At 55.7% G+C, this 20,998-nt stretch carries 20 protein-coding genes and 1 tRNA gene; 5 read left to right on the top strand and 16 right to left on the bottom strand.

The features are described 5' to 3' along the window. Positions 1–3 precede the first annotated feature (3 nt). The 3 genes from VM163_14255 to VM163_14245 form a co-directional block, all read right to left on the bottom strand. Positions 4–1,371 (bottom strand): tetratricopeptide repeat protein, encoded by a 1,368-nt coding sequence (locus tag VM163_14255; GenBank protein ID HUT05040.1) that lies wholly within the window; start codon positions 1,369–1,371, stop codon positions 4–6. Positions 1,372–1,456: 85 nt separating this feature from the next. After that, positions 1,457–1,888, bottom strand: coding sequence for a hypothetical protein (locus tag VM163_14250; GenBank protein HUT05039.1), 432 nt, complete (start codon positions 1,886–1,888; stop codon positions 1,457–1,459). Between the two features lie 543 nt (positions 1,889–2,431). Next, positions 2,432–2,770, bottom strand: coding sequence for a hypothetical protein (locus tag VM163_14245; protein HUT05038.1), 339 nt, complete (start codon positions 2,768–2,770; stop codon positions 2,432–2,434). A 297-nt stretch (positions 2,771–3,067) separates the two neighbouring features. Between VM163_14245 and VM163_14240 the strand changes: the two genes are divergently transcribed. Next, positions 3,068–5,239, top strand: a complete 2,172-nt coding sequence (locus tag VM163_14240; protein ID HUT05037.1) for a tetratricopeptide repeat protein — start codon at positions 3,068–3,070, stop codon at positions 5,237–5,239. 285 nt (positions 5,240–5,524) lie between these two features. Here the strand turns inward: VM163_14240 and VM163_14235 are convergent, their stop codons facing one another. Then, positions 5,525–5,953: a hypothetical protein gene (locus tag VM163_14235; GenBank protein ID HUT05036.1), complete on the bottom strand. Its 429-nt coding sequence runs from the start codon at positions 5,951–5,953 to the stop codon at positions 5,525–5,527. A gap of 181 nt (positions 5,954–6,134) precedes the next feature. After that, positions 6,135–6,683, bottom strand: a complete 549-nt coding sequence (locus VM163_14230; protein HUT05035.1) for a thermonuclease family protein — start codon at positions 6,681–6,683, stop codon at positions 6,135–6,137. Between the two features lie 275 nt (positions 6,684–6,958). Between VM163_14230 and VM163_14225 the strand changes: the two genes are divergently transcribed. After that, a complete protein-coding gene (locus VM163_14225) occupies positions 6,959–7,621 on the top strand; it encodes a methyltransferase domain-containing protein (GenBank protein HUT05034.1) in 663 nt (220 codons plus the stop codon). Positions 7,622–7,633: 12 nt separating this feature from the next. On the opposite strand, the gene VM163_14220 is transcribed toward VM163_14225, so the two are convergent. The 10 genes from VM163_14220 to VM163_14175 all read right to left on the bottom strand — a co-directional run bounded on the left by VM163_14220 (position 7,634) and on the right by VM163_14175 (position 16,384). Then, positions 7,634–8,476, bottom strand: a complete 843-nt coding sequence (locus VM163_14220; GenBank protein ID HUT05033.1) for a DUF4435 domain-containing protein — start codon at positions 8,474–8,476, stop codon at positions 7,634–7,636. Further along, complete coding sequence (locus VM163_14215; GenBank protein HUT05032.1) at positions 8,469–9,551, bottom strand: AAA family ATPase; 1,083 nt, start codon at positions 9,549–9,551, stop codon at positions 8,469–8,471. The genes VM163_14220 and VM163_14215 overlap by 8 nt, the downstream gene beginning before the upstream one ends. A gap of 148 nt (positions 9,552–9,699) precedes the next feature. After that, positions 9,700–9,784 (bottom strand) — tRNA-Leu (locus VM163_14210). Between the two features lie 116 nt (positions 9,785–9,900). Continuing rightward, positions 9,901–10,275 carry a preprotein translocase subunit SecG gene (gene secG, locus VM163_14205; GenBank protein ID HUT05031.1) on the bottom strand — a complete coding sequence of 125 codons (375 nt, stop codon included), beginning with the start codon at positions 10,273–10,275 and terminating at the stop codon, positions 9,901–9,903. Positions 10,276–10,284: 9 nt separating this feature from the next. Continuing rightward, positions 10,285–11,058: a triose-phosphate isomerase gene (tpiA, locus tag VM163_14200; protein ID HUT05030.1), complete on the bottom strand. Its 774-nt coding sequence runs from the start codon at positions 11,056–11,058 to the stop codon at positions 10,285–10,287. A gap of 11 nt (positions 11,059–11,069) precedes the next feature. Then, positions 11,070–12,257 (bottom strand): phosphoglycerate kinase, encoded by a 1,188-nt coding sequence (locus tag VM163_14195; GenBank protein ID HUT05029.1) that lies wholly within the window; start codon positions 12,255–12,257, stop codon positions 11,070–11,072. Positions 12,258–12,270: 13 nt separating this feature from the next. Continuing rightward, on the bottom strand, positions 12,271–13,275 hold the full coding sequence (gene gap, locus VM163_14190) for a type I glyceraldehyde-3-phosphate dehydrogenase (protein ID HUT05028.1): 1,005 nt from the start codon (positions 13,273–13,275) through the stop codon (positions 12,271–12,273). A gap of 125 nt (positions 13,276–13,400) precedes the next feature. Further along, positions 13,401–14,159: a hypothetical protein gene (locus VM163_14185; GenBank protein HUT05027.1), complete on the bottom strand. Its 759-nt coding sequence runs from the start codon at positions 14,157–14,159 to the stop codon at positions 13,401–13,403. Between the two features lie 5 nt (positions 14,160–14,164). Further along, positions 14,165–14,347 (bottom strand): hypothetical protein, encoded by a 183-nt coding sequence (locus VM163_14180; protein HUT05026.1) that lies wholly within the window; start codon positions 14,345–14,347, stop codon positions 14,165–14,167. 585 nt (positions 14,348–14,932) lie between these two features. Continuing rightward, positions 14,933–16,384: a lysophospholipid acyltransferase family protein gene (locus VM163_14175; protein HUT05025.1), complete on the bottom strand. Its 1,452-nt coding sequence runs from the start codon at positions 16,382–16,384 to the stop codon at positions 14,933–14,935. Positions 16,385–16,556: 172 nt separating this feature from the next. On the opposite strand from VM163_14175, the gene pgsA (VM163_14170) reads away from it, so the two are divergent. Genes pgsA (VM163_14170) through VM163_14160 form a run of 3 tightly spaced genes read left to right on the top strand, consistent with a single transcriptional unit; the run spans position 16,557 to position 20,702 of the window. Further along, on the top strand, positions 16,557–17,123 hold the full coding sequence (gene pgsA, locus VM163_14170; protein HUT05024.1) for a CDP-diacylglycerol--glycerol-3-phosphate 3-phosphatidyltransferase: 567 nt from the start codon (positions 16,557–16,559) through the stop codon (positions 17,121–17,123). A 2-nt stretch (positions 17,124–17,125) separates the two neighbouring features. Next, complete coding sequence (gene pgsA, locus VM163_14165) at positions 17,126–17,707, top strand: CDP-diacylglycerol--glycerol-3-phosphate 3-phosphatidyltransferase (protein ID HUT05023.1); 582 nt, start codon at positions 17,126–17,128, stop codon at positions 17,705–17,707. After that, positions 17,700–20,702 (top strand): O-antigen ligase family protein, encoded by a 3,003-nt coding sequence (locus VM163_14160; protein ID HUT05022.1) that lies wholly within the window; start codon positions 17,700–17,702, stop codon positions 20,700–20,702. Before pgsA (VM163_14165) ends, VM163_14160 begins: the two co-directional genes overlap by 8 nt. Here the strand turns inward: VM163_14160 and VM163_14155 are convergent. Then, a partial coding sequence (locus tag VM163_14155) for a glycosyltransferase (protein ID HUT05021.1) occupies positions 20,665–20,998 on the bottom strand: 334 nt, incomplete at its 5' end. The two genes, VM163_14160 and VM163_14155, sit on opposite strands and share 38 nt — an antisense overlap.

The raw sequence follows: 20,998 nt of genomic DNA, 5'->3' as shown, positions 1-20,998 counted from the left end.
CCACTAGTTTGAACTTTTCTCGCTTGACTTAGGTTCCGTGTCTCCAAGGTTTGGCGCCCACTGTGGTGGGAGCTTGCTGGCGACGGTCTCGATCTCCTTGAGCAAGGATTCTGGGGGGGAGAGCGCCAATGCGGCTTCGAGCTCTTTCTTTGTGAGAGCGAACTTTCCTTGCTCCCGATAGGTCTCGGCAAGATGCACACGGATTGCCGCCTCGCCTACTTTGTCTTTCTTGGGTAGGCTCGCAAGCGCGTCCTCACAATACTTGATGGAGGCATCCAGGTCGCCCAGCCTTCGCTTCAAAACCGCCATTTGGTCGAGCAGTTTTGGCTTTTCATACTGATTGGCAAACGAGAGAGCTTTCTCGCAATAACCCTCGGCCTCGGCCACCCCCTCCCCGGTCGTGATCGCATTCTCGATTAGATGAAGGTAGGCGTCCACAGACCTGGGATCGACCTCGATCGCTTTTCGGTAAATCTCTTCAGCTCGTTTCCCCTTGCCAATACGGTTGTAGAACTCCCCTGACCTGACCAACAGAACTGCGTTGTCGGACGCAAGCGCCATCGCTTTGTCGTAGTTTTGGCCTGCCAGATCGCTCTCGTTGAGCTTCTCGTATAGCATCGCCAGGTTGTAGTAAACCGCGAAATCGTTTGGGAAGTCCTTTTGAGCCTTCAGGGCAATAACCTTTGCCTTCGAGTATTGGCCCTGTAGGTAATAAACGTCGAACAGACCTGTGATTGCCAAAGAGCTGACCTGCTTGTCTGCCGGATTCATATCGACGACTTTTCTGTAGTATTGCTCCGCCTCATCGAGTTTGGTCAGCTGTTTTTGCATGTTTGCGTAGTTCACGACGACTGTGGGATCGTTTGGGGCGAGGTCGAGCGATCGTTTGCCGGCGACCAGTGCCTTCTCTATCTGATGTTCGCCCATGTAGGCCGTCATGAGGAATGACCAGTACTTCGCGTCGCCGGGACTCGCGTCCGTGATCTGTTCAAGAAGTGGGACTGCCTCCTTCGTCCTGTTCTGGCGCTGATACACTGAGGCGAGATTCCGGAGAGCTTTGGTGAGGCCTGGCTTGAGCCGTAAGGCCTCTTTCAGCTCTTGCTCTCCCTTCTGCTCCTGGCCAAGCAGAACATAGCAAAAACCCAACCCGTTATGAGCTTCCGCATTCTTGGGGTCCGCGGCTATTGATTTATTGAACGCATCGAGGGCCTCGTGATACTTGCCCTGTTTGCCGAGCGTCCGGCCAAGCTCGGAGTATTTGCGCGACTGCTCGCTGCCCTCTCCTGCGCAGCCCGACAGCACTAAACCCACAGCTAGAACGCATGCTAAGACCGCACAGCAGCAGACTCTGGCCTCCTTATCTGAGAGCAATTGAACCTCCTTAGATCAAAGCAAAAAAAAGCCCGACTAACAAGCCGGGCATAAACTCTAAATAATCGTAAATCCACCAGTTAGGCTAGAATCCCGCCTTCTGGTCGCGACACGACACAACGTAACCTGTTCCTGTCGTTCCATTATAGATTACGCAGTATCCCTGGATGTATCCGCCCGTGTCTGTGCGGAACAACACATAACCATACCCAGCGGTGACTGGGATGAATGTCGGGACCGCCCCAGTGGTCGAGAACATCAACTGCTCGCCCTGACGAATCGAGAACATATCGGCCATCGTGCTCGAGCATGGGTTCCCATGCATATCGAAGAAACGGACATGGATCACATCCGGAGTCTCCTCGGAGCCGTTGACGAAAATGAGCAGGGTATACCAGCCAGTACCCGTCTGCCAATATGGGAACATCCCATGACCAGCTGTGTCACCCCAATCCGTAGCGAATGCCACGGTGCCAAGCAGCAACAACCCAACTGCTAGTACAAACAATTTCTTCATTTACCTATGTCACCTCCTTTCTCATGCTTCAACTCCAAAACTACAGAGGTAATACCTCCAAAACGTGTAACTTACAGGTGAATGTCGAGCCAAAATCCTCGACAACACAGTAGTATGCCGAAGCCAATATACAAGAGTCAAGCCTTTTTCCACAATTCTTTTCACATATTTCACTAGCACTACTATATCACGCACGCAAAACCTGCGCCAAATGGTTATCAAGACCTGTGCTGAAACCGATGGAATGCGCCCTAATCAGGCTGTATAGCCTCAAGCATGACCAATGCGTTCCCACACGGCGACTCCGCAGAGCGCCCCAAGCCCCTACATATTCAGTATCGTAAGGCATACTTTTCTGTCCCAAATGGGACAACTCTAACTACGCAACTGTCCCAAATGGCACAATTCTTGGTTGGCAAAGCAAAAAACAAAACTCGACTTCCTCTGCAACTGTTTCAATAAGTAGTGGTCGTATCCACAAATATGCACCATTTGCGCCTGCGATCTCAAGATGTTGATATTGATTCTCTCGCCTATTGTTGTTCACCGGTTCAGAAACTCTCGCATCTCCGCACAATACCTATCGGGATGACTCAGTATTTGGTTTAGTTGGCTCTGTGTATAGAGGCAACCGAAGTGGTTCTTATAGAGCACACTTGACCCAATCTTCACCCTTGCGAACCCGAGTTTGAGGCCTTCGTCTGATTCGCCCTCGCGCTGAGCTGCTTGAGCAGTTCTCTGAGCAAAGGCCTGGGGCAAGAAAAGGCCTAGCTCTGTCGATTCTTTTGAAGGCGGATATTGAAAGTGTTTCGAGAAGACCAGGTGCAGGCTCGAGACAGCCAACAGGAGAATAAGCAGCGCGATCGTTATTCGATTGTCCATCCCCAAACATCCATATGCTCATTCGACAAGGATATGCTTGTTTAAGCTAACCACTTGATCCTGCTGGACAAAGGGAACCATTATAGTAAGCACAATACAACAATGAGCTGTTATTTGACAAGCGAGTGTTGAGCAGATGCGTCCTTCAGCTCCTCGCCAATCTGCTATTTGCGGGGCGAAGGCGAGTCATTACACTATATGTTGTGCGTACGATTTGTGAGAATGAGAGATGTTGGGTGGCAAGACATGAACACCTCGCCCTCTGACATGGTGCGGGCCTGAGCCGTGGTTCGCAGTATGTCTCGACGCTGTCGGGAGCAGCGGCCTCGGTCCTATGCTCTGTTGACGAAAGCCGGCGCGGCAGCAGTTGCGCTCGGGCTCCTGCTCCTCGTTGCCGGCGAGCTTCATGCAATCAAGGATGACGCCGAGACCTACCAGGTCGCAGTTGGGGCTCTAGAGGACCAGCTGTGGCAGACCGCCGCGGACCAGTTTCGCGCGCTGCTTCGCGACCGGCCTCACACGGAATACGCACAGTCGGCCACATATTACTTGGGCTTTTGCAGTTTTCAGCTTCAGGACTTCAAAGGGGCCAAGATGTATCTCAAGTCCTATCTGTCCAAATGGCCTCGCGGAGAGTTCGCGCAACCGGCCAAGTATTACCTTGGGCGCAGTCTGCTCGAGAGCGGCCGACCGAAAGAGGCGAAACCCTTGCTGCGGGAAGTCGCATCTGGCAAGGGCGGTCTTGTGAACGCAGCAAAGTTCTGGCTGGGCAGAGCTTTTCTCCAGATGGCCCAGTGGTCACAGGCAGCCAAATTGTACACCGAAGTCGTCGAATCTGGCGACACACAATACGTCGAGTGTGCTGCTTACGAGCTTGGAAGGGCGTTCGCGAGCGGGGGAGAATATGCTAAGTCGGTGGAGGCAGTCCGGCCCTTACTGAAGCAGACAAAGGATGCTGATTTGCGCCTCAAGGCACGGCTGCTGCTGGCAGACAACCTCTTGGGACTCAAGATGTATGACGAGGCAATCAAGGAGACTCGCAAGATAGTCAGCGCCGCTCCTGCCTCCTCGCCTCTCCGCAATGAGGCCCTGGCTCTGCAGGCCAAGTCATTGCGACTCTTGGGAGATTTGAAGCCTGCAATAGAGGTGCTCAGGGTGTATCTGAAGGAGGCGCCCGATTCTCAGCGTGCTGCGTGGGCCGCTCAGAACATCATCGAGTGCCTGGTTTCATTGGGTAACTGTCAGGAAGCGAGCCAAACTATGCTTCTTTGGACGAACACGTTACCTCAGGAGGTGCTCGGTGATGTTGGAGTGGAGATAGCGGGCTGCTACTCGGCTTTGGGGAACGAGGCCTCCGCCGTCAAGACGCTAGAGTTCATTCTGAACCGCTTACAGTCGGCGCGACTCAAATTGCCAATCGCGGTCAAGTTGGCCGATTCCTATTTTAGGTCTGGTGAGTTTGCCCAAGTGGTCTTGCTGCTTTCGCCTATGCTGGGAAGAGGGATTCTGTCTCAAGACAAGGAGGTAGCTGCGGCCGCCTTGCTTCTGGTTGGGGCTTCGCACGAGAAGCTTCGTAGTTTCGATGAGGCCAAGAGCGCCTACCGACTTCTCTTGAGCCTCAACCCTGGTCGCGAGCTGAGATGGGACGCGGCGCTAAGGCTGAGCAATCTCCTCATCGAGCACGGCAATCTTGAGGACGCCAAGACCATGCTCTGGCGAATGGGCTCTGAGTCTCCTCTGGACGTACGTTTCGCAAATATCGTCGCCAAGCTGGTCGAAGCGCTGCGAGACCGAGGGCAGTCTCGAGGCGCGTTTCTGGTTGCTCGCGATGCCATTGCGCGCCTTTGGTTGTGCGGGCCCCAAGGCCAGCGTGCCGATGCGGGCGTTGGAGATGCTTTTCTGACTGCGCTCTCAGGCCGTCACCTTTGTGATATTATTCTCAAGATTGCCAAGATGCCGCCGGGCGATTCCGGTGAGTCGCTGCGGGCAAGATTACTTCTTGAGGCCGGCGAATGTTGGTTCATTTCCGGGGAGGATGCGAGTGCGAGCACAATTAACGCGAGTTTTGTCCGAGAGTTTCCCCAGTCGCCCGAGCTCTATGTGGTGCTTGGCAGACTCGGCACGATAGCCTTCCGAGCCGGGGATTTCGCCGAGGCGGCTAGGCGGTTCAAGTCCGCGGCCCGCAAAGCCCGGCCTAGCAAGGCGTGCGAGCTGCTATACATGGCTTGCGAATCGCTATTCAGGCTGGGGCGGCTTGACGACGCGCTGCGGGGCTTTGAGCAGGTGATCAGCTGTGGCGACTGCCAGGGCCGCGTCGTTCAGAATTCGTATCTGAAATGTGGGATGATCAGCGAGGAGTTTGGGGATTTCAAGAAGGCTAGATCAGCGTATTCGGCCTGTGCATCGATGGGGGCTGACGAGACAGCGGCGGCGGTCGCCAGGGCCAGGCTGTCGCGATTGGGCGGTTGACCCTATCACGCTCAGGGCAGCGTTTGCATACACCAGTCATCTACTCGAGTTAAATGACGCCGTCCCGCTAAGAGCCTGATCAAAAAACCGGGACCAGGAGGGGCCTGCGCTAGACATAATGCCCAACGGAGCCTAAACTCGCGCCCTTCTGGGGCAAGACTTAACCTCGCACATACCCCTCAAAGTCCCCCCAAGAACACGACCAACTTACAACCAAGACACAGCCGCCTCACCACGAGGCAGAACTAAGATGTCCAGCTATGCCTCTGAAACTTGTTTGCTGGGTTAAAAGCCGTGGTCCTGCTCAAGAGCTGGAACTACGAATCCACCAGCGGACAGTTGGCTGTAGATAACCGTGTAAGCCTGAATGTAGCCGCCATCTTGTGCTCGGAACTTGATGTACCCGAATATCGCGGTAACTGGCAGCCAGTTCCCCACGCCTTGGCACGTACTAAACGTCTCCTGCTCACCCGGTCTTATGCTAAACATGTCCCCATGTATGTCAGAGCAGAAGTTGCCATGGCCGTCGCAGAAACGAATGTACAACGTGTCGTAATTGTCCTCTGACCCGTTCACAAACACAATCAACGTGTACCACTGGTCAACCGATTGCCAGTATGGGATCAGGCCTCTACCGTTGGCATCTTCCCACGTGGCAAACGAAACTCCAGCCAGCAAGATAAGCGGCAAAACAAGCAGAATCAGCCTCTTCATCTGCCTTTAGAACCTCCCTTCACCTCAGTGTTACCTTTCTCCAACTCGCCAATATAAATCCTCACCTAATCTATATTAACATAACCCCCAAACAGAATAATACACAAACTTTACAGAGAATCAAAGCGCATTCTTTATCTTTTGTTTCCCGCGTCAAGACGAGGATTGGCGTAAGCGGCTTTCATCTGGACCAGATGCCGCGCATCTTGTCTCTTGCCTGGCGCTCAAAACGCCTGAGTCGCGTCCTGTATCTGCCGTTGGGTGGGATGTGATAGGCCGTGGCTAACCCCGCCTTGACGAGCTCGGCGTTGACGAAGATATCCCCGACGAAGACATAGGCCAGCACCCGGCCATATTTGTCCCGCTTCTGAACGTCAAACAGAAGCGACACATCCTTGCCATCGACCAGCCGCTCGCAGCAATTCTTGGCCTCTCTTGCGAATGGCTGCGGGACACTCAAATCATAGTTCATCTCGGGCGAGTCGATCCCGATCAGTCTAACTGCACCAAGCTGTGCAATCTCTATTGTGTCGCCATCGACAACTCTCGTACACCGATACGAATGTCGCTGAGCGCTCGTTGATTGCGAACTCGCCTCAGGCGTTGGCAGGTGCGCTGTCTGCCGCGGCGCATGAGGCGTGATCCAACGGTATGCTCTGAATGCCATGACGCATACCGCAACGGCGGCGATGGACACGACAGCGAGCCTGCGTTTTCTCGCAGAAATCAACGTCTGCTCCCCCATGCTCACACAACTTTAGCGACGACGAGCGGTTCTTAATGAACCCAAATCTGGGCATCGCTCGTCGGCATCGTAAGCCCATCACGTTCAAGATTGCAACGGCAGTCTTTGTGAGACTCGGTGTGTCTGTGGTCTTTTGATTGGCCCGGATGATTGACAGATAGGGCAATCGGCCGTCATCGTGCAAAGCCTCGCCTCGCTAGCCCTGCGATTCTCCGGGGGTAGGTTGCAAAGATACCGATGCGTTTGTAACAATCCTACCCATGACGATCGCAGTGAAGAGGCGGCATTTGGCGATTCGGCGGTGGCTGCCCGGCCAGAGGGGCCGCATCCTCAATGTTGGGTGTGGGGCGATTCCGCTTCCCGGCAGGCGCCAACTTGGCCCTATGGTGAACCTCGAGATCGAGAGGAAGCCGTTTCCGAACCTGGTGCTCTACGACGGCTCGACCTTTCCTTTTCAGGATTGTTCATTCGATGCTGTCTTGTGCCTCGATGTCCTCGAGCACGTTGAGGACGATTTAGGGCTGCTTCGCCAGATCGCCGGTGTTCTGCGGCCAGAAGGGGTCCTTTTGTTGACGACGCCGGCGATCGAGCACGACTTCAAAGAGGCCTCGTTACCACTGGGCAAGGCAAGCAAGAAGTGGTCGCAAGCTGAGGCGCAGTGGGGCCACGTGCGGCCGGGCTATGAGCTGGGGGAGCTGGTGTGCAAATGCCACGAGGCGGGGCTTGAGGTGGTTGGGGCAGAGAAATACGGGGCGACGATTGCGCAGGCGCTGTATCAGTTGTGGTATCTTCGCGACCTTTCGTGGCTGTTCAGCAGGAAGTTAGTCTTGCCCCGGCTTTTGATGGAGCTCGCGCTCAGGCTGGATCACGTGCTTTTCAGAAACCGTGGCTGCGCGATCGCCATCAAGGCCGTGAGGCGATAGCCTCTTTCCGCATCATCGGGTGTGCGCAAGCCCCGCTCTTTGCAGCAAGCATTTCCGCAAGGTCACAAGGTCTGATGGCGGCCGCTTGTTGTCAACCTGCCAATTGGCGATGGCTTTTGCCAGATCGATATCGGCCGCCACCGCTGTCCCATCGTCGCTTGCACCTCGAACATAAGACCTCGCCTCTCTGTAAAGCCGCTTGCCGGGGAACGACGTCAGCCAAGAGGCATTGTCAAGAGCTAGTTCATTATCACTGTGGTAACGAGTTAGGCTGTCGGAGATGGCGCTCTTGTCAAGCGGGCCGTTCGCGAGGCCGCAAGCGCGGCAGTGCCAGTTGTTGGTCTTCAACACGTAATTCAGGGCGCCAGTCAAACAGGACATCTCTTCCTGTGTCGGGTCGGCCGGGAATCCACTCGTAAGCTCAGTGTGAATCTGGTTGAGGGCCCTTTTGCACGCCGCCCACCATGTCAGCGCTGCGGCTCTCTTCTTGACGCGACGTTCTATCTCAGCTGCATTTCTGCGCAACTCCTCCCCCGCGCAGCCAGCGAGTGCGTCCCAATCCAGCAGGTAATTCTCGATCTCATACGCCGGCAGCCTGAAGAGGAAAGTGTCGGCATTCGTCCAATCCGGGAAGTTGGTCTCGCCGAAATCCCTGTCTCGAACTCCAAAGACGTTCGTGCGTTGGTCCGGGGCTGAACGAGCATCATTTGTCAAACTACTGACGCCTTCCCGGCCTGCGGCTACGGCGAAGCCGATCCTCGGGTCTTTCTGCCAAAGTGTACGGAGGTATTCCTTTGTCAGCTCGTCCTCAACCCAGACAACGACAGCTCGTGTCTTGTATAGCGACTTAAGCATCCTGCTCCGGTCGGTCACGGATCACAGGCTTGTCGTTTGGCCCAAGACGCGGGTCGCCCTCGTGCAGCAACCAGAACTGCTCGTAGCTCATTACCGAATCGATGATATCCCTCGAATGGGTCGCCACGATAATCTGCGTCTCAGGCAAAAGCACTCTCAGGGCCCTCATGATGGCGCAGTGCCACTCTTCGTGCATGTGCAGCTCCGGCTCATCGATAAGAACGATCCCGCCCTTGTAGTCGTGCATTGTGAACCAGCCCGCCATCGCTAGAACCTCGATCTCGCCAGAACTGAGGTCGTTCACCGGGATTTCTGCGCCGTCCTCTCTCCGAAGGTAAAGGTTCACGTCCTTCCCAGGGTCGTTCTTGTCCACAGGTCTGACAATGAAACGAGCCTCGGTCCCGGGATAAAATATCTCCCAAATCCTCTCAAGGGGATCGATAATGGCGCGGACCCGTGGATGCGATGCGGGCTCTGGGCTATCGAAAAACGTGTGTACCCAGAGGCTCGTGCACTTCCTTTGCAGGGCGAACAGCCGGTTTGTCTCCTCAGCCTTCACTTCCTTGTCCCTGCCATTGTCAGAAATCGGCAGAGACGGGACGAGTTTTTGCCTCCGCCTTGAGGAGAAGTATCCGAATGGCACTCGCATTATGCGATCACCCCAATCCCCATTTGGGAGCACCTGGTTATGCTGCGCATTATACGGGAAGCCCGGAGCATCTGGGTCGCAGTGTGGGCCATTGATCTCGATCCTGCCGGTGTGGTCATCATCGTTCATTTCGAAGATCAGCTGATACTGCTTTGCGCCCTGCCGGACATCGGCTTGTCGAGCGGGACTAAATGGCTCTGCTTCATCGAATAGCTCTTTATCGTTGATTTGCTCCGCATAGTCTTCGGATTCCCCCCAATCAAGAAGAATCTTGATCACCTCAAGCACGCTCGTTTTGCCGCAGCCGTTGGGGCCGGCGAGGACTACGAGGTCGAGGGGATTGCCGTCGGGATCGGTGAAGTCGAGGTCGAGCTCGCCGATGCACCTGAAGTTGCGAATCTTGAGGCTCTTAATCTTGATTGCCATGTTGAGAGGTTACCTTTTTGGAATCGCACTTTCAACTAAGGTCCGACGTCAGCGATGGGGCACGGAAGGTGTCGAGATGTATCAGAGCACTAACGATTTCAACAGGTATTCAGAGGTGGGATTGGCGGGAATTCGGCTATAAAGGGGATGCCGAGAGGGGGACTCGAACCCCCATAGGCTTTCGCCCACTGCCCCCTCAAGGCAGCGTGTCTACCATATTCCACCATCTCGGCATATAAGTGCGCAGCAGCTTGCACGATCGACTTGGCCCGGCCGGACCCGGCCGCGCCATCCCCACTAGAACGCTCGAAGACATGCCCAGCCATATTACTGCCATGACGCTGTGGCGCTACTCGCGGCCTGCGGTTCCTTCAGTTCCCACCGTGCCAAGCGTGCCGGAAGTCGCTCCGGGCCCAGACGATTCCTCCGTTGCCCCGGGTGTTGTCTGAGAGCTCTGCTGACCCGCGCCCTGCTGGATCACGGAACGCGCCCCGCTCGGCGTGTAGAAATACGACAGAATTATGCAAGACAACAGAAAGCCAACAGCGACCGCCGTGGTCACTTTGGCGACAAACGGCTCGGCGCCAGTGACGCCAAATGCCGTTCCGGAAGTCCCGCCGCCGAACACACTTGCCAAGTCGGCGCCCTTCCCTCCCTGGAGCAGGATTATGGCCATGAGCCCAACACACAAGAGAACATGAATAACAATGAGCATTGTCAGCATTGTGTATAACTACCTCGCGCTGGTGATGATAGTGTAGAAGGCATTTGCGTTCAGGCTTGCGCCTCCGACCAATGCCCCGTCAATATCTGGCTGAGCAAGCAGCGAGACTGCGTTCTCGGGCTTGACGCTGCCACCATAGAGCATCCGCATCTTGTTGGCCACCTCGGCGGCCGTCGAGAGTGACGCAATCAGTCCTCTAATAAACTGATGAGCCTCCTGCGCGGTTTCAGGTGTTGCAGTCCGTCCCGTGCCGATCGCCCAGATTGGCTCATAGGCCACGGTTACTCTGGCGAGCTGCTCGGCCGAGATGCCGTCCAAACAGCCCTCAATCTGTGTCCTAAGCACATCAAACGTCCGCCCCTGCTCTCGCTGATCAAGCGTCTCGCCAACGCATAGCACCGGCAGAAGACCGCACTCTAGCGCCAGCTTGACCTTCGCGCTGATTATATCATCAGTCTCGTGAAAATAGGACCGGCGCTCCGAGTGCCCGAGAATCACAAACGTGCAGCCAACGTCGAGAAGCATCAACGGTGAGATCTCCCCTGTGCGCGCACCCTCGCTCAGAAGCGAGCAGTTCTGCCCGCCCACGGCAACATCGGTTCCGGCAAGCCGCTTTGACACGCCTGCAAGCGCAGTAAACGCCGGACAAACGAGGACATCCACACCTTCAGCAGGCTGTTTGACCAACCTTTCAATTATCCCATCAACGAGCTCAAGAGACTCCTTGATCGTCTTGTGCATCTTCCAGTTGCCAGCTATCAGTGGCCTTCGCTCTTTCACCATCTCCCAAATCCCTATATATCGTCCAGCGCCGCGATGCCTGGCAACGTCTTGCCCGCCAAGAACTCAAGCGAGGCGCCACCTCCGGTCGAGATATGCGTGATCCGGTCAGCAACACCCGCCGCCCTGACCGCCGATACCGTCTCGCCGCCGCCAACCACCGTTGTCGCACTCGCCGCCGCAAGCGCTTTTGCCACAGCAATCGTCCCTTTGGCAAATGCAGGTTTCTCGAACACGCCCATCGGCCCGTTCCAGAAAACGGTCGCTGCTCTCTCAATTGCGGAGACGAAAAGAGTCGTGGTTTGCGGCCCGATGTCAAGCCCTTTCTGACCGTCGGGAATCTTGTCGGCCGAAACAACCCTTGCGCTTGCCTCGGCGGAAACATCTTCTGCCACGACGATATCGACCGGAAGGATGATTCTTGTCCCCATCGATTCTGCCTCGTCAAGCAGGTTGGCGACGGCCGCAAGATGCTCCTCGTCAAGCAACGAGTCTCCTATGCCAAGGCCCTTCGCCTTGAGGAACGTGAAGCACATCCCGCCTCCTATTGCCATCGTGTCAACCTTGCCGACTAGGTGATTGATCAGTCCGATCTTGTCCTTCACCTTCGCCCCGCCAAGTATGACGATGAACGGCTGTATGGGCGACTTAAGAAGCTTCCCGAGATTAAACACATCCTTCTCCATCAAGAAACCTTGAACGGACTCAGGGACGAACTTGGCGATCTCAACTACTGAGGCGTGCGCGCGGTGGGCAGACGAGAACGCGTCATCAACGTAAACATCACAAAGCATCGCCAACTGCTTTGCGAGCTCGGGCGAGTTCTCAGTCTCACCAGGTTTGAACCTAATGTTCTCGAGCAACAGTACCTCGCCCTCACCCAGAGAGGCGACCGCGCTTGCCACCTTGGGACCGACACAATCGTCAACGAAACTGACCTTTGCCTCAAGCATCTCTTCGAGCCGTTTCGCGACCGGAGCGAGGCTCATCTCGGGGACCACCTTGCCCTTAGGCCGGTCCAGATGCGATGCCACGATCAGTTTGGCGCCCTTCGAGAGGATGTAGTTGATTGTCGGAAGATGTGCGCTAATGCGCGTGTCGTCGAGAATCTCGCGCCCGGGGCCAAGCGGCACGTTGAAATCGGCCCGCAGCAGCACTCGCTTGCCCAAGAGCTCCACATCAGCAACGCTTTTCTTAGACAGCTCCGGTATCATCTCAGAGCGACCCGGCCACGAGCTTCGTCATATCGACGAGGCGGTTGGAGTATCCCCACTCGTTGTCATACCAAGATATGATCTTAACCAGCTTGCCCTTGATGACGGCCGTGCTGAGCGCATCTACGATCGACGAGAACGGATTGTTGTTGAAATCAACCGAGACCAGCGGGAGCTCGCACACATCTAGTATGCCCTTCAGCTCGTTGTCGGCCGCGTTCTTAAGCGCCCTGTTGACGTCACCCTTGTCAGTCTCATGCTCCACAACGCACGAGAGATCAACTAGGGACACATTCTGGGTCGGCACACGGATCGAAATGCCATCGATCTTGCCCCGAAGCTCGGGAATAACGAGCGCCGTGGCCTTCGCCGCGCCCGTCGTGGTTGGGATCATCGAAACCGCCGCGGTCCGCGCCCGCCTGAGATCAGGATGAGGGAAGTCAAGGATCCGCTGGTCGTTCGTGTAGGAGTGGATTGTCGTCATGTACGCACATTCAATCCCGTAGGTCTGAAGCAGCACTTTCGCAATCGGAGCGAGGCAGTTCGTCGTGCACGAGGCGCACGAGATTATGTTGTGCCTCGTTGGGTCGTAATCCTTGTCGTTGACGCCGATGACAATTGTGATGTCAGGCTCCTTGGCCGGGGCGCTGATGATGACCTTCTTGGCTCCTGCGTCAAGGTGCTTGCTTGCTCCCGCTCTATCTCTGAATATCCCCGTCGATTCAATGACGATATCGATCTTATCATCTCGCCACGGCAGATTAGCGGGATCACGCTCCGCAGAGACCTTGATCTTCGTGTTGCCCACCATTATGGAGTCCTTGCCGTAAGAGACATTGCCAGGAAACGGACCGTGAGCCGAATCCCACGCCAAGAGATGAGCAAGCGTTCTCGAGTCGGTCAGATCGTTGATCTGGACGAACTCAAGCTCGGGGCTCTTGTAAGCCGCCCTTAAATAAAGCCTTCCAATTCTTCCAAAGCCATTGATCGCAACCCTTACCGCCATCAGTTCTACCTCATGCTCGGTTACTGTGAAGCGAGCCCGCCGCGCACAGCTGCGACTTGCACCATAAGCCCCATACTAGCGAGGCAAGATGGCTCGCGCTCCACACACGCACAACACAAACACTGTTACTTCTCTTCTGGTTCCTCCGCAGCCTCCTCGAACAGGTCAGAGGCAGTCGGCTCCTCCGGCGGGGCAGCCGTCGCGGCCACTTCCGGCCCCGACTCGACCTGGGAAACATCCACCGAGACTGGCTTGCCAACCTGGGCAACCTCCTCTTCCTCCTTTGGCTGCTCCGTCTCTTCTTTCTCCCGCTCTTTTGTCAGCTCATCAATGTAGGCCTTGGGGTTCTCCTCATTCATCGAGAGCGAGACAAGACCTCGCAGTATCTCGAGACTCGGGACGACCAAATAATCTGGAACAGGTGGGTCCGCGTCAAGCGACTCAAGCTTGTCCTTCATCTGCGGAATGAGGTTGGCCGCCCTGTTGAGCTTCACATCTTCTGGCGTCTTGATCTCACCAAGACCGCCCTGAAGGTCCACGATCAAATCATCCAGCGACTCGACCAGGTCTTTGTCCTCAAGATAGCCGTCTTCCTTAGCAGCAGCAAGGAACAAGTCGTTCAGAGGCGTGGCAACGCTGTCAACGGTCTGCATAGCCTCCTCGTCGTCGGCACTGAAATCACGTTTGAACCGCTCGCCGAGCTGGTTCTCCCTCTCCCCCTGTTTCTCCGACGCGAAGGTCTTGCTCTCTACAAGAAACGGACAATCCCCGGGACAGTTGCCCTCTGCTTGAAGCAGTCCGCAACACTGCGAGCAGATCATCCCGTTCTTCAGCGGGCAGAATCTCTTGCCCCTCTTCTGTTCACAAATTACGCACTTACTCATTACGGTTATCTCCTACCCAAAAAATCCGGCACGCACAACAAAAGCACGCTCACAATCGTGAGCATAAGGCAACCTATTGAAACGATTCCACCCACGATGTTGGCGGGAAAGCGTTTGACCTGCGAGGCATAAAATCCCCAGAATAGGCCGACCAACCCAACAGCGATACCAGCAACATAAAGACCCATAGGAAGAGCCCCCTTGAATTGGCCAACATCGGCCAGTATCAATCAATTCGGTTGAAGAGGATGCAATCACGGCACATGAAAGTCAAGCCGCACTCATAGAGGAGGAGTTTTCGTAATCGTGCCCGTGCCTGCTGAACTGACGGCGTTCTTCCGGCATCCCCGGAAGGGGATGAACGTGAGTAGGCGTAGGTGCAACCTACGGATTAGGGTCAAAGAAAGAAAGGAAAACAGCCCTGAAAGGGCTGCACATGAATAGCCCCATGCAAGCCGAAAGGCGCAGCGTGGGGGAGCAAGGCGGCACGATCCTCAAGAAGGGGGGTGGGTGGGCACGGAGATTCCGCGACGTTCATATACAGGTCTTTGTTCGACCCCGTTGGGGGCGCAAAGATGGACTTGGATGCGCCCGTAACCCCGCGTTGCACACGGGGCTACTCACATTCAGCCCCGTTGGGGCTGGTTGTAACAAGATCGCCAATTCCACTTTTTTCTCGCCCAAAACACCGCCCCACAGCCACCACCAATGAAAGCGGCGTGAACCCGCCGCACTCCAAAAAGGCGGTCGAAAAAACGCTTGGGGCCAGCTCGCTAGGAACCTTCCCGCTTGGCTCGCCGCTTGCTCCAAAAACCTGGGCGCTCTTGCGTGTCCTTAAAGCGGTCATGGACCCAAAGCCACGCCTCGGGGTAGTCACGTATGAACCGCTCAAAGACCGCGTTGTAGGCTGAAGTGTTGATGGTGAGGAACTCCTCGTAGCTGTCGCAGGCCTGATTCGGTATTCGGTCGGAGAAGATCAGCTTGTATCTTAAGCCAGGGGAAGGGACGCCGGCCCCGAAAACCACATCCGCCCCCGTCAGTCGGCTTAGTGCGGCGGGAAGAGGTGAGCTTGCGACGTTCATACCGCAAAGCCTCGCAAAGACGCACTCCTTCCTGTGGACGTTCTGGTCAAACAGAATCGCCACAATCTTGCCAGCCTTAAGCTCTGAGACGATCCTTCTCATGGAGTGTCGGCGGGCGATTATGGTTGATCCGGTCATCCTTCTCATTCGGCCAATCCATCGGTCCAGGAAGCGATTGTCAAGAGGCCTTGCCAGAGCCGTCAACGGGAATCCCGCCTTCGTCATCCCGAGCTGAGAAAGCTCCCAGCAGCCGAAATGGCCAGTCAGAAGGATCAGTCCCTTGCCGCCCGCGGTCGCCTCCCGGACGGCCTCGATGTTCTCGAACGCGAAGAGCTCGTCCACGGGCCTTGCAGTGAGTTCCGCAAGATGCGAGAGTTCACCCACCAGCCTCCCAAGGTTGCTAAAACTCTTCCTTACAATGTCCTTCTTTTGGCTCATACTCATCGCATCTCCGAACACAAGCCCCAGGTTGCGAAGTGCTATCTCGCGCCTCTTGCGCAGGAACGTGAGTATGAACGCGGCAACTCCCTCTCCCAACCGGATGGCGGCCCGCCTCGGCAAGGCTCTGAAGACGACCGCAACAAGCCTTACAAGTATGTAGAGAACGAAGTCACGCGGGGTATCCAGCCGCTCAACCACGGAGACGAGTGCGATACATAAGAGCGAGGCAGAGCCGAGGTACCCAAGCCAGAAACCGACGCCGAGCGCTGACGGAAACACCATATTGGACGCAAGCCAAGTCGCAGAAAAAACGATCGCGCCTGAGAGGACGGCAACGAGCGCCAAGAGAATGTCGTAGGCCAGATTTGTCCTGTGTTTATGAGCGGTGTAGCTCCAAAGGATGCCTAGAAAGCCCAACAACAGGACAGCACACGGCGCGGCGAAGACGAGATGCGGGATGCGCAACGTGTTGCTGTCTTTATAGAAATATGAGAGCATCCTGAGTATGTCTGAGCCGCTGACAGGTTCCTCGAGAATCCTGATCCAAGTGAGCCAGAATGAGCCTATGATGAGAAAGGAGACTATGATTGCCAGACCGAGTCGAGCTGGCAGCGGTTTTGGGTGCTTGGACTTCTGGTCCCGAGTAGAGAGAGCGTCCATGCCCTCCCGTGAGGGTTGCTTTGTCTTGACCTTCTTTTGCATTTCCTCTGGCATATTTATCGGCTATTTGCCAAGTTTTACTGAGCCATACTTGCTGTGTGGCAAGCAACTGGTCGCCCTAGCGGAGCGTATGCCTAGCTGCGATGGCGATTGCATCGTGTTGTTCGCTCGTCATTATAGGGCTTGAAGCTAAGGATTGAATTGAGGGTTGTCAATGAACGCGGCTAACAGACTAACGGCATCCCGAATGTTTCTTGTGCCGTTTTACCTTATCTTTTTGTACTACTCAAAGGTTGAGAGCAATGCATATCTTTGGGTCAGTATTGTGATATTCACGACTGTGGCCGTTGCTGATGCATTTGATGGCTATATTGCTAGAAAGTTGCGCCAGGTAACTTCTCTGGGCTCCTTCCTCGATCCGCTCACTGACAAGATGATTGTCTGGGTCAGCCTTGTTACTTTCGCCTATTATGACAAAGTCCCTTTTTGGCTTACGATACTAGTCGTGAGCAAAGACCTGCTGATCGGCATAGGCGGCCTGGCACTTTATCTATTCGAGTGCGACTGCACCATCACCCCAAACTTCTGGGGTAAGGGCGCAGCGGTGCTTCAGTTCAGTTTAGTGGTTTGCACACTATTCGCCGTGGGAGTGAATTTGTTCGGCCAACCATCCGCCAACTACTTCTTCTGGGTAATGTGGTCGCTAGCTGCCTTCACGACGACCATCTCTGGCATCAGTTATGCCGTAATTGAGTCCAGTCGATTGAGCAAGGCAGACTGACTATGCGCCCCACGTTCTTTACCGTGCCCAATATCATCACGCTCTTCAGGATCTTCCTTGCGCCGATCATCGTCGTTTTGCTGATCTCTCCATTGAGAGTCAGCGCATTCGTGACCGTTGCGGTCTTTCTCATAGCCGCCGGATCGGACTGGCTCGACGGCCGAATCGCAAGGCGCTACAACCAAATCACGGCTTTGGGAACGCTCCTAGACCCAATTGCCGACAAGATACTGCTTTTGGGCGCGCTGATCTCGCTCGTCTCACTCCGTAAGGTGCCCGCATGGATCGTTGTCGCGCTGGTCGCAAGAGACATAACTGTATCTGGGATCCGACAAATGGGCGCCGTCAAGGGCGACGTGATACCCCCGAGCCGCCTGGCCAAATGCAAGACGGCGATGGAGATGGGGGCGGTCGTGCTTGCCATTCTCTCGATCGACGTTCAATGGATCGATCCCGCGGTGTTCCCGAACTTGAGAGTGAGCTTGCTCGCACTCTTGCTCGCACTCTTGCTCGCACTATGGTCCGCCGGCTCATACCTGTCCCGGCTGCTAGCTAATGCGCAAACACAAGAGGCGGATGACTAGCATTGCCCGGCGGCGAGATAACCGTCCCATGAGGGCTTCTGGCGCCCTTGCGACTCTCGGCAAAAGGGCTTTCCTGCTCATAGCATACGGATTCATCCTATACGAGGCTGTGATCAGCCCAAAGGAACCGAGCCTCGCGCTCATCACGTGGATTGTAACGTTCGGCGTCTTTGGCGCCGCCCTTGTCATCGGCGCCATGACCCGAAACGAAGGGCGCCGTTGCCAGGGGCTCGGACAGGTCCTCAAGAGGTCCTATGATCCGCTGCTACCTATAATCACTGGGTTCATGGTGGTATTTACACTAAATGCGCTGCACATCCTACCGCTTTACTCCAAAACTCTCAAAGACCAGCCAGACATGCTGGTCCCAGTCCTGTTGTTCCACTCCGCGGTCCTCCTGGCTGTGCTCGTTGAGTTCTATCGTGGATGCGACCTCCTGCCGCTCGGCGTCGCTGCGTCCATAGTCCTTGCATACCCTGTTTACGGGGCCGCAAACCTCAACGGCTACGGAACGTTGCTTATACTCATCCTGGGCATCATTTGGCGTTCGAGGTCAGGTGCGACCTCGAGAATATGGATGCCTTCCCCCCTAGATGTGCCGTTGATGGCTTTCTTAGGTCTGGCCGCGGTCTCCACGATCACATCCTTTAGCTTCTTCAACAGCTCCTTGCCACTTATCTCGATCGCAACCAGCATCGCCGGAGCCTTGCTTATCGCTGGAACGACCCGGACCAGGCGAGACCTCGTCCGCGCAACTACCGCAATAGCATGCGTTGGGGTCGTTCTCGGCCTGCTGGGCATGTCAAAAATCTGGATCCTGTCCCAACACTTTAGTTTGGGCTTCGCTCTCAAAAATAGGCTATGGCTGCCGGGCTCTGACCCAAATGGCTTGGCCGGACACCTAGTCGTCAGCATCCCGCTTATGCTCTCCCTGATTGTTGCGCGGCTCAGGAGGTGGTTATCAGCATTGCTCAGCGTCCTGGTGGTTGCAGCGGTTTTGTGCCTTGTGTTCTCTTACTCAAAAGGAGGATGGTTGGGTTTCGTCGCCTCAATGGGCGCTTTTCTGGTAATGGGCAGACGAAAGCGCACACGAGCAATGGCCAAAAAACAACGTTGGGCAACAGTCGCCCCAATAGTTGTCGGCGCAGTGCTAGTTGTCTTCATCATCTTGGGACAAATAGTTCCGCGCGCGCTCGAGCGTATGACGGACCCGCTGAGCCTATCCAGTCGGGCCTTCTTCTGGAAGCTGTCAGAGCGCATCATCGCCGAACACCCTCTGGTCGGTGTTGGCATGAACAACTACTATACGCACGCAAGTATAGGCCATAGCATCGAAACTGTGCTGGAAGTAGATGTCAGAAAAAGCGTTCTATATCATCCTCACAGCACATACCTGGACATCGCCGAAGGCATGGGTGTGGCCGGACTGTGCGCGTACCTGTTCCTCCTTACCACGTTCTTCGCGCGCGGGGCAGCGCTTCTCCGGCTTATGCCTCGTGGCCCGCTCTCGAGCATCGTGCAGGGCCTTGTCGCCGCCATCATGGGCTTTGCGGTGCATGGTCTTTTCGATCTGGAGTTCTGCTCGTCCGAATGGAAGTATGGGCTTTTCGCGTGCATGGGCCTGCTGATCGCCGCCGAGAGAGTGTGGCGGACGCAAGAAGGGCGCAAGCTCCGGTTCACACCGGGGGCGCTGATGAGAACGAAAATGCTTCACGTTGGCTGTGCAGTGGTTCTTGTCAGCATGCTTCTCGCGGCTGGGCTCTCCTTCAAGTCGAAGACCTTCTGGCCCGGACTTGCGGAGACCCGGCTCTCTCTCAATCCATCGTTTTTTGGCGCGCTCGCGGAAGATAAAATCCGGGAAGGCGATTTCAAGGAGGCCACGGAGCTTTATGGGCAAGCGATTGCCCGAAAACGTGATTACCCGGAGTATCACGAGAAACTAGGTTGGCTATACTGGCTGAGAGGGGACACAGAACGAGCGGATACTCACTTCCAGAAAGCAGTAGTGCTCGACCGACTTGGAGCGATCGGTCGGGAACACTACTCCGCAAGGGCGTTGTTTCTCTTTGCTCAGGGCAGAAGCGAAGAGGCCAGCGAAATGATGGAGAGCGCGATTCAAACGGACCCGAGCGTGCTAACAAAGGCGATATGGCTGTTCGTTCCGGGGGATGAGGGTGAGGCCGGCAACTGGATGATCAGATATGAATTCCTGGCGCGGGCACGGCCAGCTTCTAAGCCGTCTAAGGCACTTAAAAGGCGGATAATTGCGCATTTGAAAGGAGATGTTGGGCCATCTATAATGGTAGTAGGCCCTGGTGCCGCTCAAGCTCCCTGGGCCGCTGGGGCACCATTGCGCTTTCCGCCATGGTCAGCGGCGGTCATCCTGCACCGGCTGTATGAGAGATACTTCGAGGTCTTGGCGACCGACCCACTCGGTGCGAAAAAAGTCCTTTTGAACATCGGAAAGGGCTACTATTACATTGGCTCAAACGACGAGGCAAAGAGCGTGTTTAAGGAGGGCCTGAAGTTCTTCAAGGGGGATTTCAACTTTAGAAGGGCACTGGCTGTGCTCAACGCCCGTCTGGGAAAATACAAGGACGCTGCGGAGCTGTTCTCTCAGGTTGGAGATAACTACTCGGAGGGAGTGGTATGGCTTGCTGCAAAGCAATACGACCGCGCCATTGGAGCCTTTAGCAACGTGCTGCGACGCTACATAGAGCATCAACACCCGCACGAACACGCCAGAGCGCTCACGATGATCGGTAAGATCTACAAGGAACAGGGCGGCCCGGACTCGCTACTTCGCGCCAAGGGCTGTTACGAGAAGGCCCTTTTCCTGTCCCAAACAGCGGCCAACTACAAACGCCTGTCGGACGTCCTTTATGAGCTGGGTGAGCAGGACGAGGCAAAAAAGATGTATCGCAAGGCGCTTACGTTGCACCAGCTGGGACAGCCACTCAATGACGAGCCTCCCCGGACATTGCCCATGGACTAGCCTGAGCCCTTCTCCGGTGTTCAAGCGCCTGCCTATATGCCGACAGAATGCTCGCGGTCGTTCTCTCCCAGTTGAACTCCTGCTCCGCTCGCTTCCTTGCCAACACCCCCAACTTCGCCCTCCGTTTGGAATCTCGCAGCAACGACACTATCCCCTCCGCAAGACCGCCAATGTCACTCGGTGGCACCAAAACGCCCGCACCTGAGACCATCCTCGCAACATCCCCCACCTCGCTCGCGACGATCGCGCTGCCAGACGCCAGGTATTCCGCTATTTTCAGCGGGCTTTTGCACCGC

It is taken from the genome of bacterium, from assembly GCA_035527515.1.
In the GTDB taxonomy this organism is placed as follows: Bacteria; B130-G9; B130-G9; order B130-G9; family B130-G9; genus B130-G9.
Note: the sequence above shows the minus strand (reverse complement) of the source record. Positions and strands in the feature narration are given on the sequence as shown.

What these genes read in the sequence shown, in the direction of transcription:
- VM163_14250 (HUT05039.1), bottom strand. Translation starts at nt 1,888, where the DNA reads ATGAAGAAATTGTTTGTACTAGCAGTTGGGTTGTTGCTGCTTGGCACC.
- VM163_14245 (HUT05038.1), bottom strand. Translation starts at nt 2,770, where the DNA reads ATGGACAATCGAATAACGATCGCGCTGCTTATTCTCCTGTTGGCTGTC.
- VM163_14240 (HUT05037.1), top strand. Translation starts at nt 3,068, where the DNA reads ATGTCTCGACGCTGTCGGGAGCAGCGGCCTCGGTCCTATGCTCTGTTG.
- VM163_14235 (HUT05036.1), bottom strand. Translation starts at nt 5,953, where the DNA reads ATGAAGAGGCTGATTCTGCTTGTTTTGCCGCTTATCTTGCTGGCTGGA.
- VM163_14225 (HUT05034.1), top strand. Translation starts at nt 6,959, where the DNA reads ATGACGATCGCAGTGAAGAGGCGGCATTTGGCGATTCGGCGGTGGCTG.
- VM163_14220 (HUT05033.1), bottom strand. Translation starts at nt 8,476, where the DNA reads ATGCTTAAGTCGCTATACAAGACACGAGCTGTCGTTGTCTGGGTTGAG.
- VM163_14215 (HUT05032.1), bottom strand. Translation starts at nt 9,551, where the DNA reads ATGGCAATCAAGATTAAGAGCCTCAAGATTCGCAACTTCAGGTGCATC.
- secG (HUT05031.1), bottom strand. Translation starts at nt 10,275, where the DNA reads ATGCTGACAATGCTCATTGTTATTCATGTTCTCTTGTGTGTTGGGCTC.
- tpiA (HUT05030.1), bottom strand. Translation starts at nt 11,058, where the DNA reads ATGGTGAAAGAGCGAAGGCCACTGATAGCTGGCAACTGGAAGATGCAC.
- gap (HUT05028.1), bottom strand. Translation starts at nt 13,275, where the DNA reads ATGGCGGTAAGGGTTGCGATCAATGGCTTTGGAAGAATTGGAAGGCTT.
- VM163_14185 (HUT05027.1), bottom strand. Translation starts at nt 14,159, where the DNA reads ATGAGTAAGTGCGTAATTTGTGAACAGAAGAGGGGCAAGAGATTCTGC.
- VM163_14180 (HUT05026.1), bottom strand. Translation starts at nt 14,347, where the DNA reads ATGGGTCTTTATGTTGCTGGTATCGCTGTTGGGTTGGTCGGCCTATTC.
- VM163_14175 (HUT05025.1), bottom strand. Translation starts at nt 16,384, where the DNA reads ATGCAAAAGAAGGTCAAGACAAAGCAACCCTCACGGGAGGGCATGGAC.
- pgsA (HUT05024.1), top strand. Translation starts at nt 16,557, where the DNA reads ATGAACGCGGCTAACAGACTAACGGCATCCCGAATGTTTCTTGTGCCG.
- pgsA (HUT05023.1), top strand. Translation starts at nt 17,126, where the DNA reads ATGCGCCCCACGTTCTTTACCGTGCCCAATATCATCACGCTCTTCAGG.
- VM163_14160 (HUT05022.1), top strand. Translation starts at nt 17,700, where the DNA reads ATGACTAGCATTGCCCGGCGGCGAGATAACCGTCCCATGAGGGCTTCT.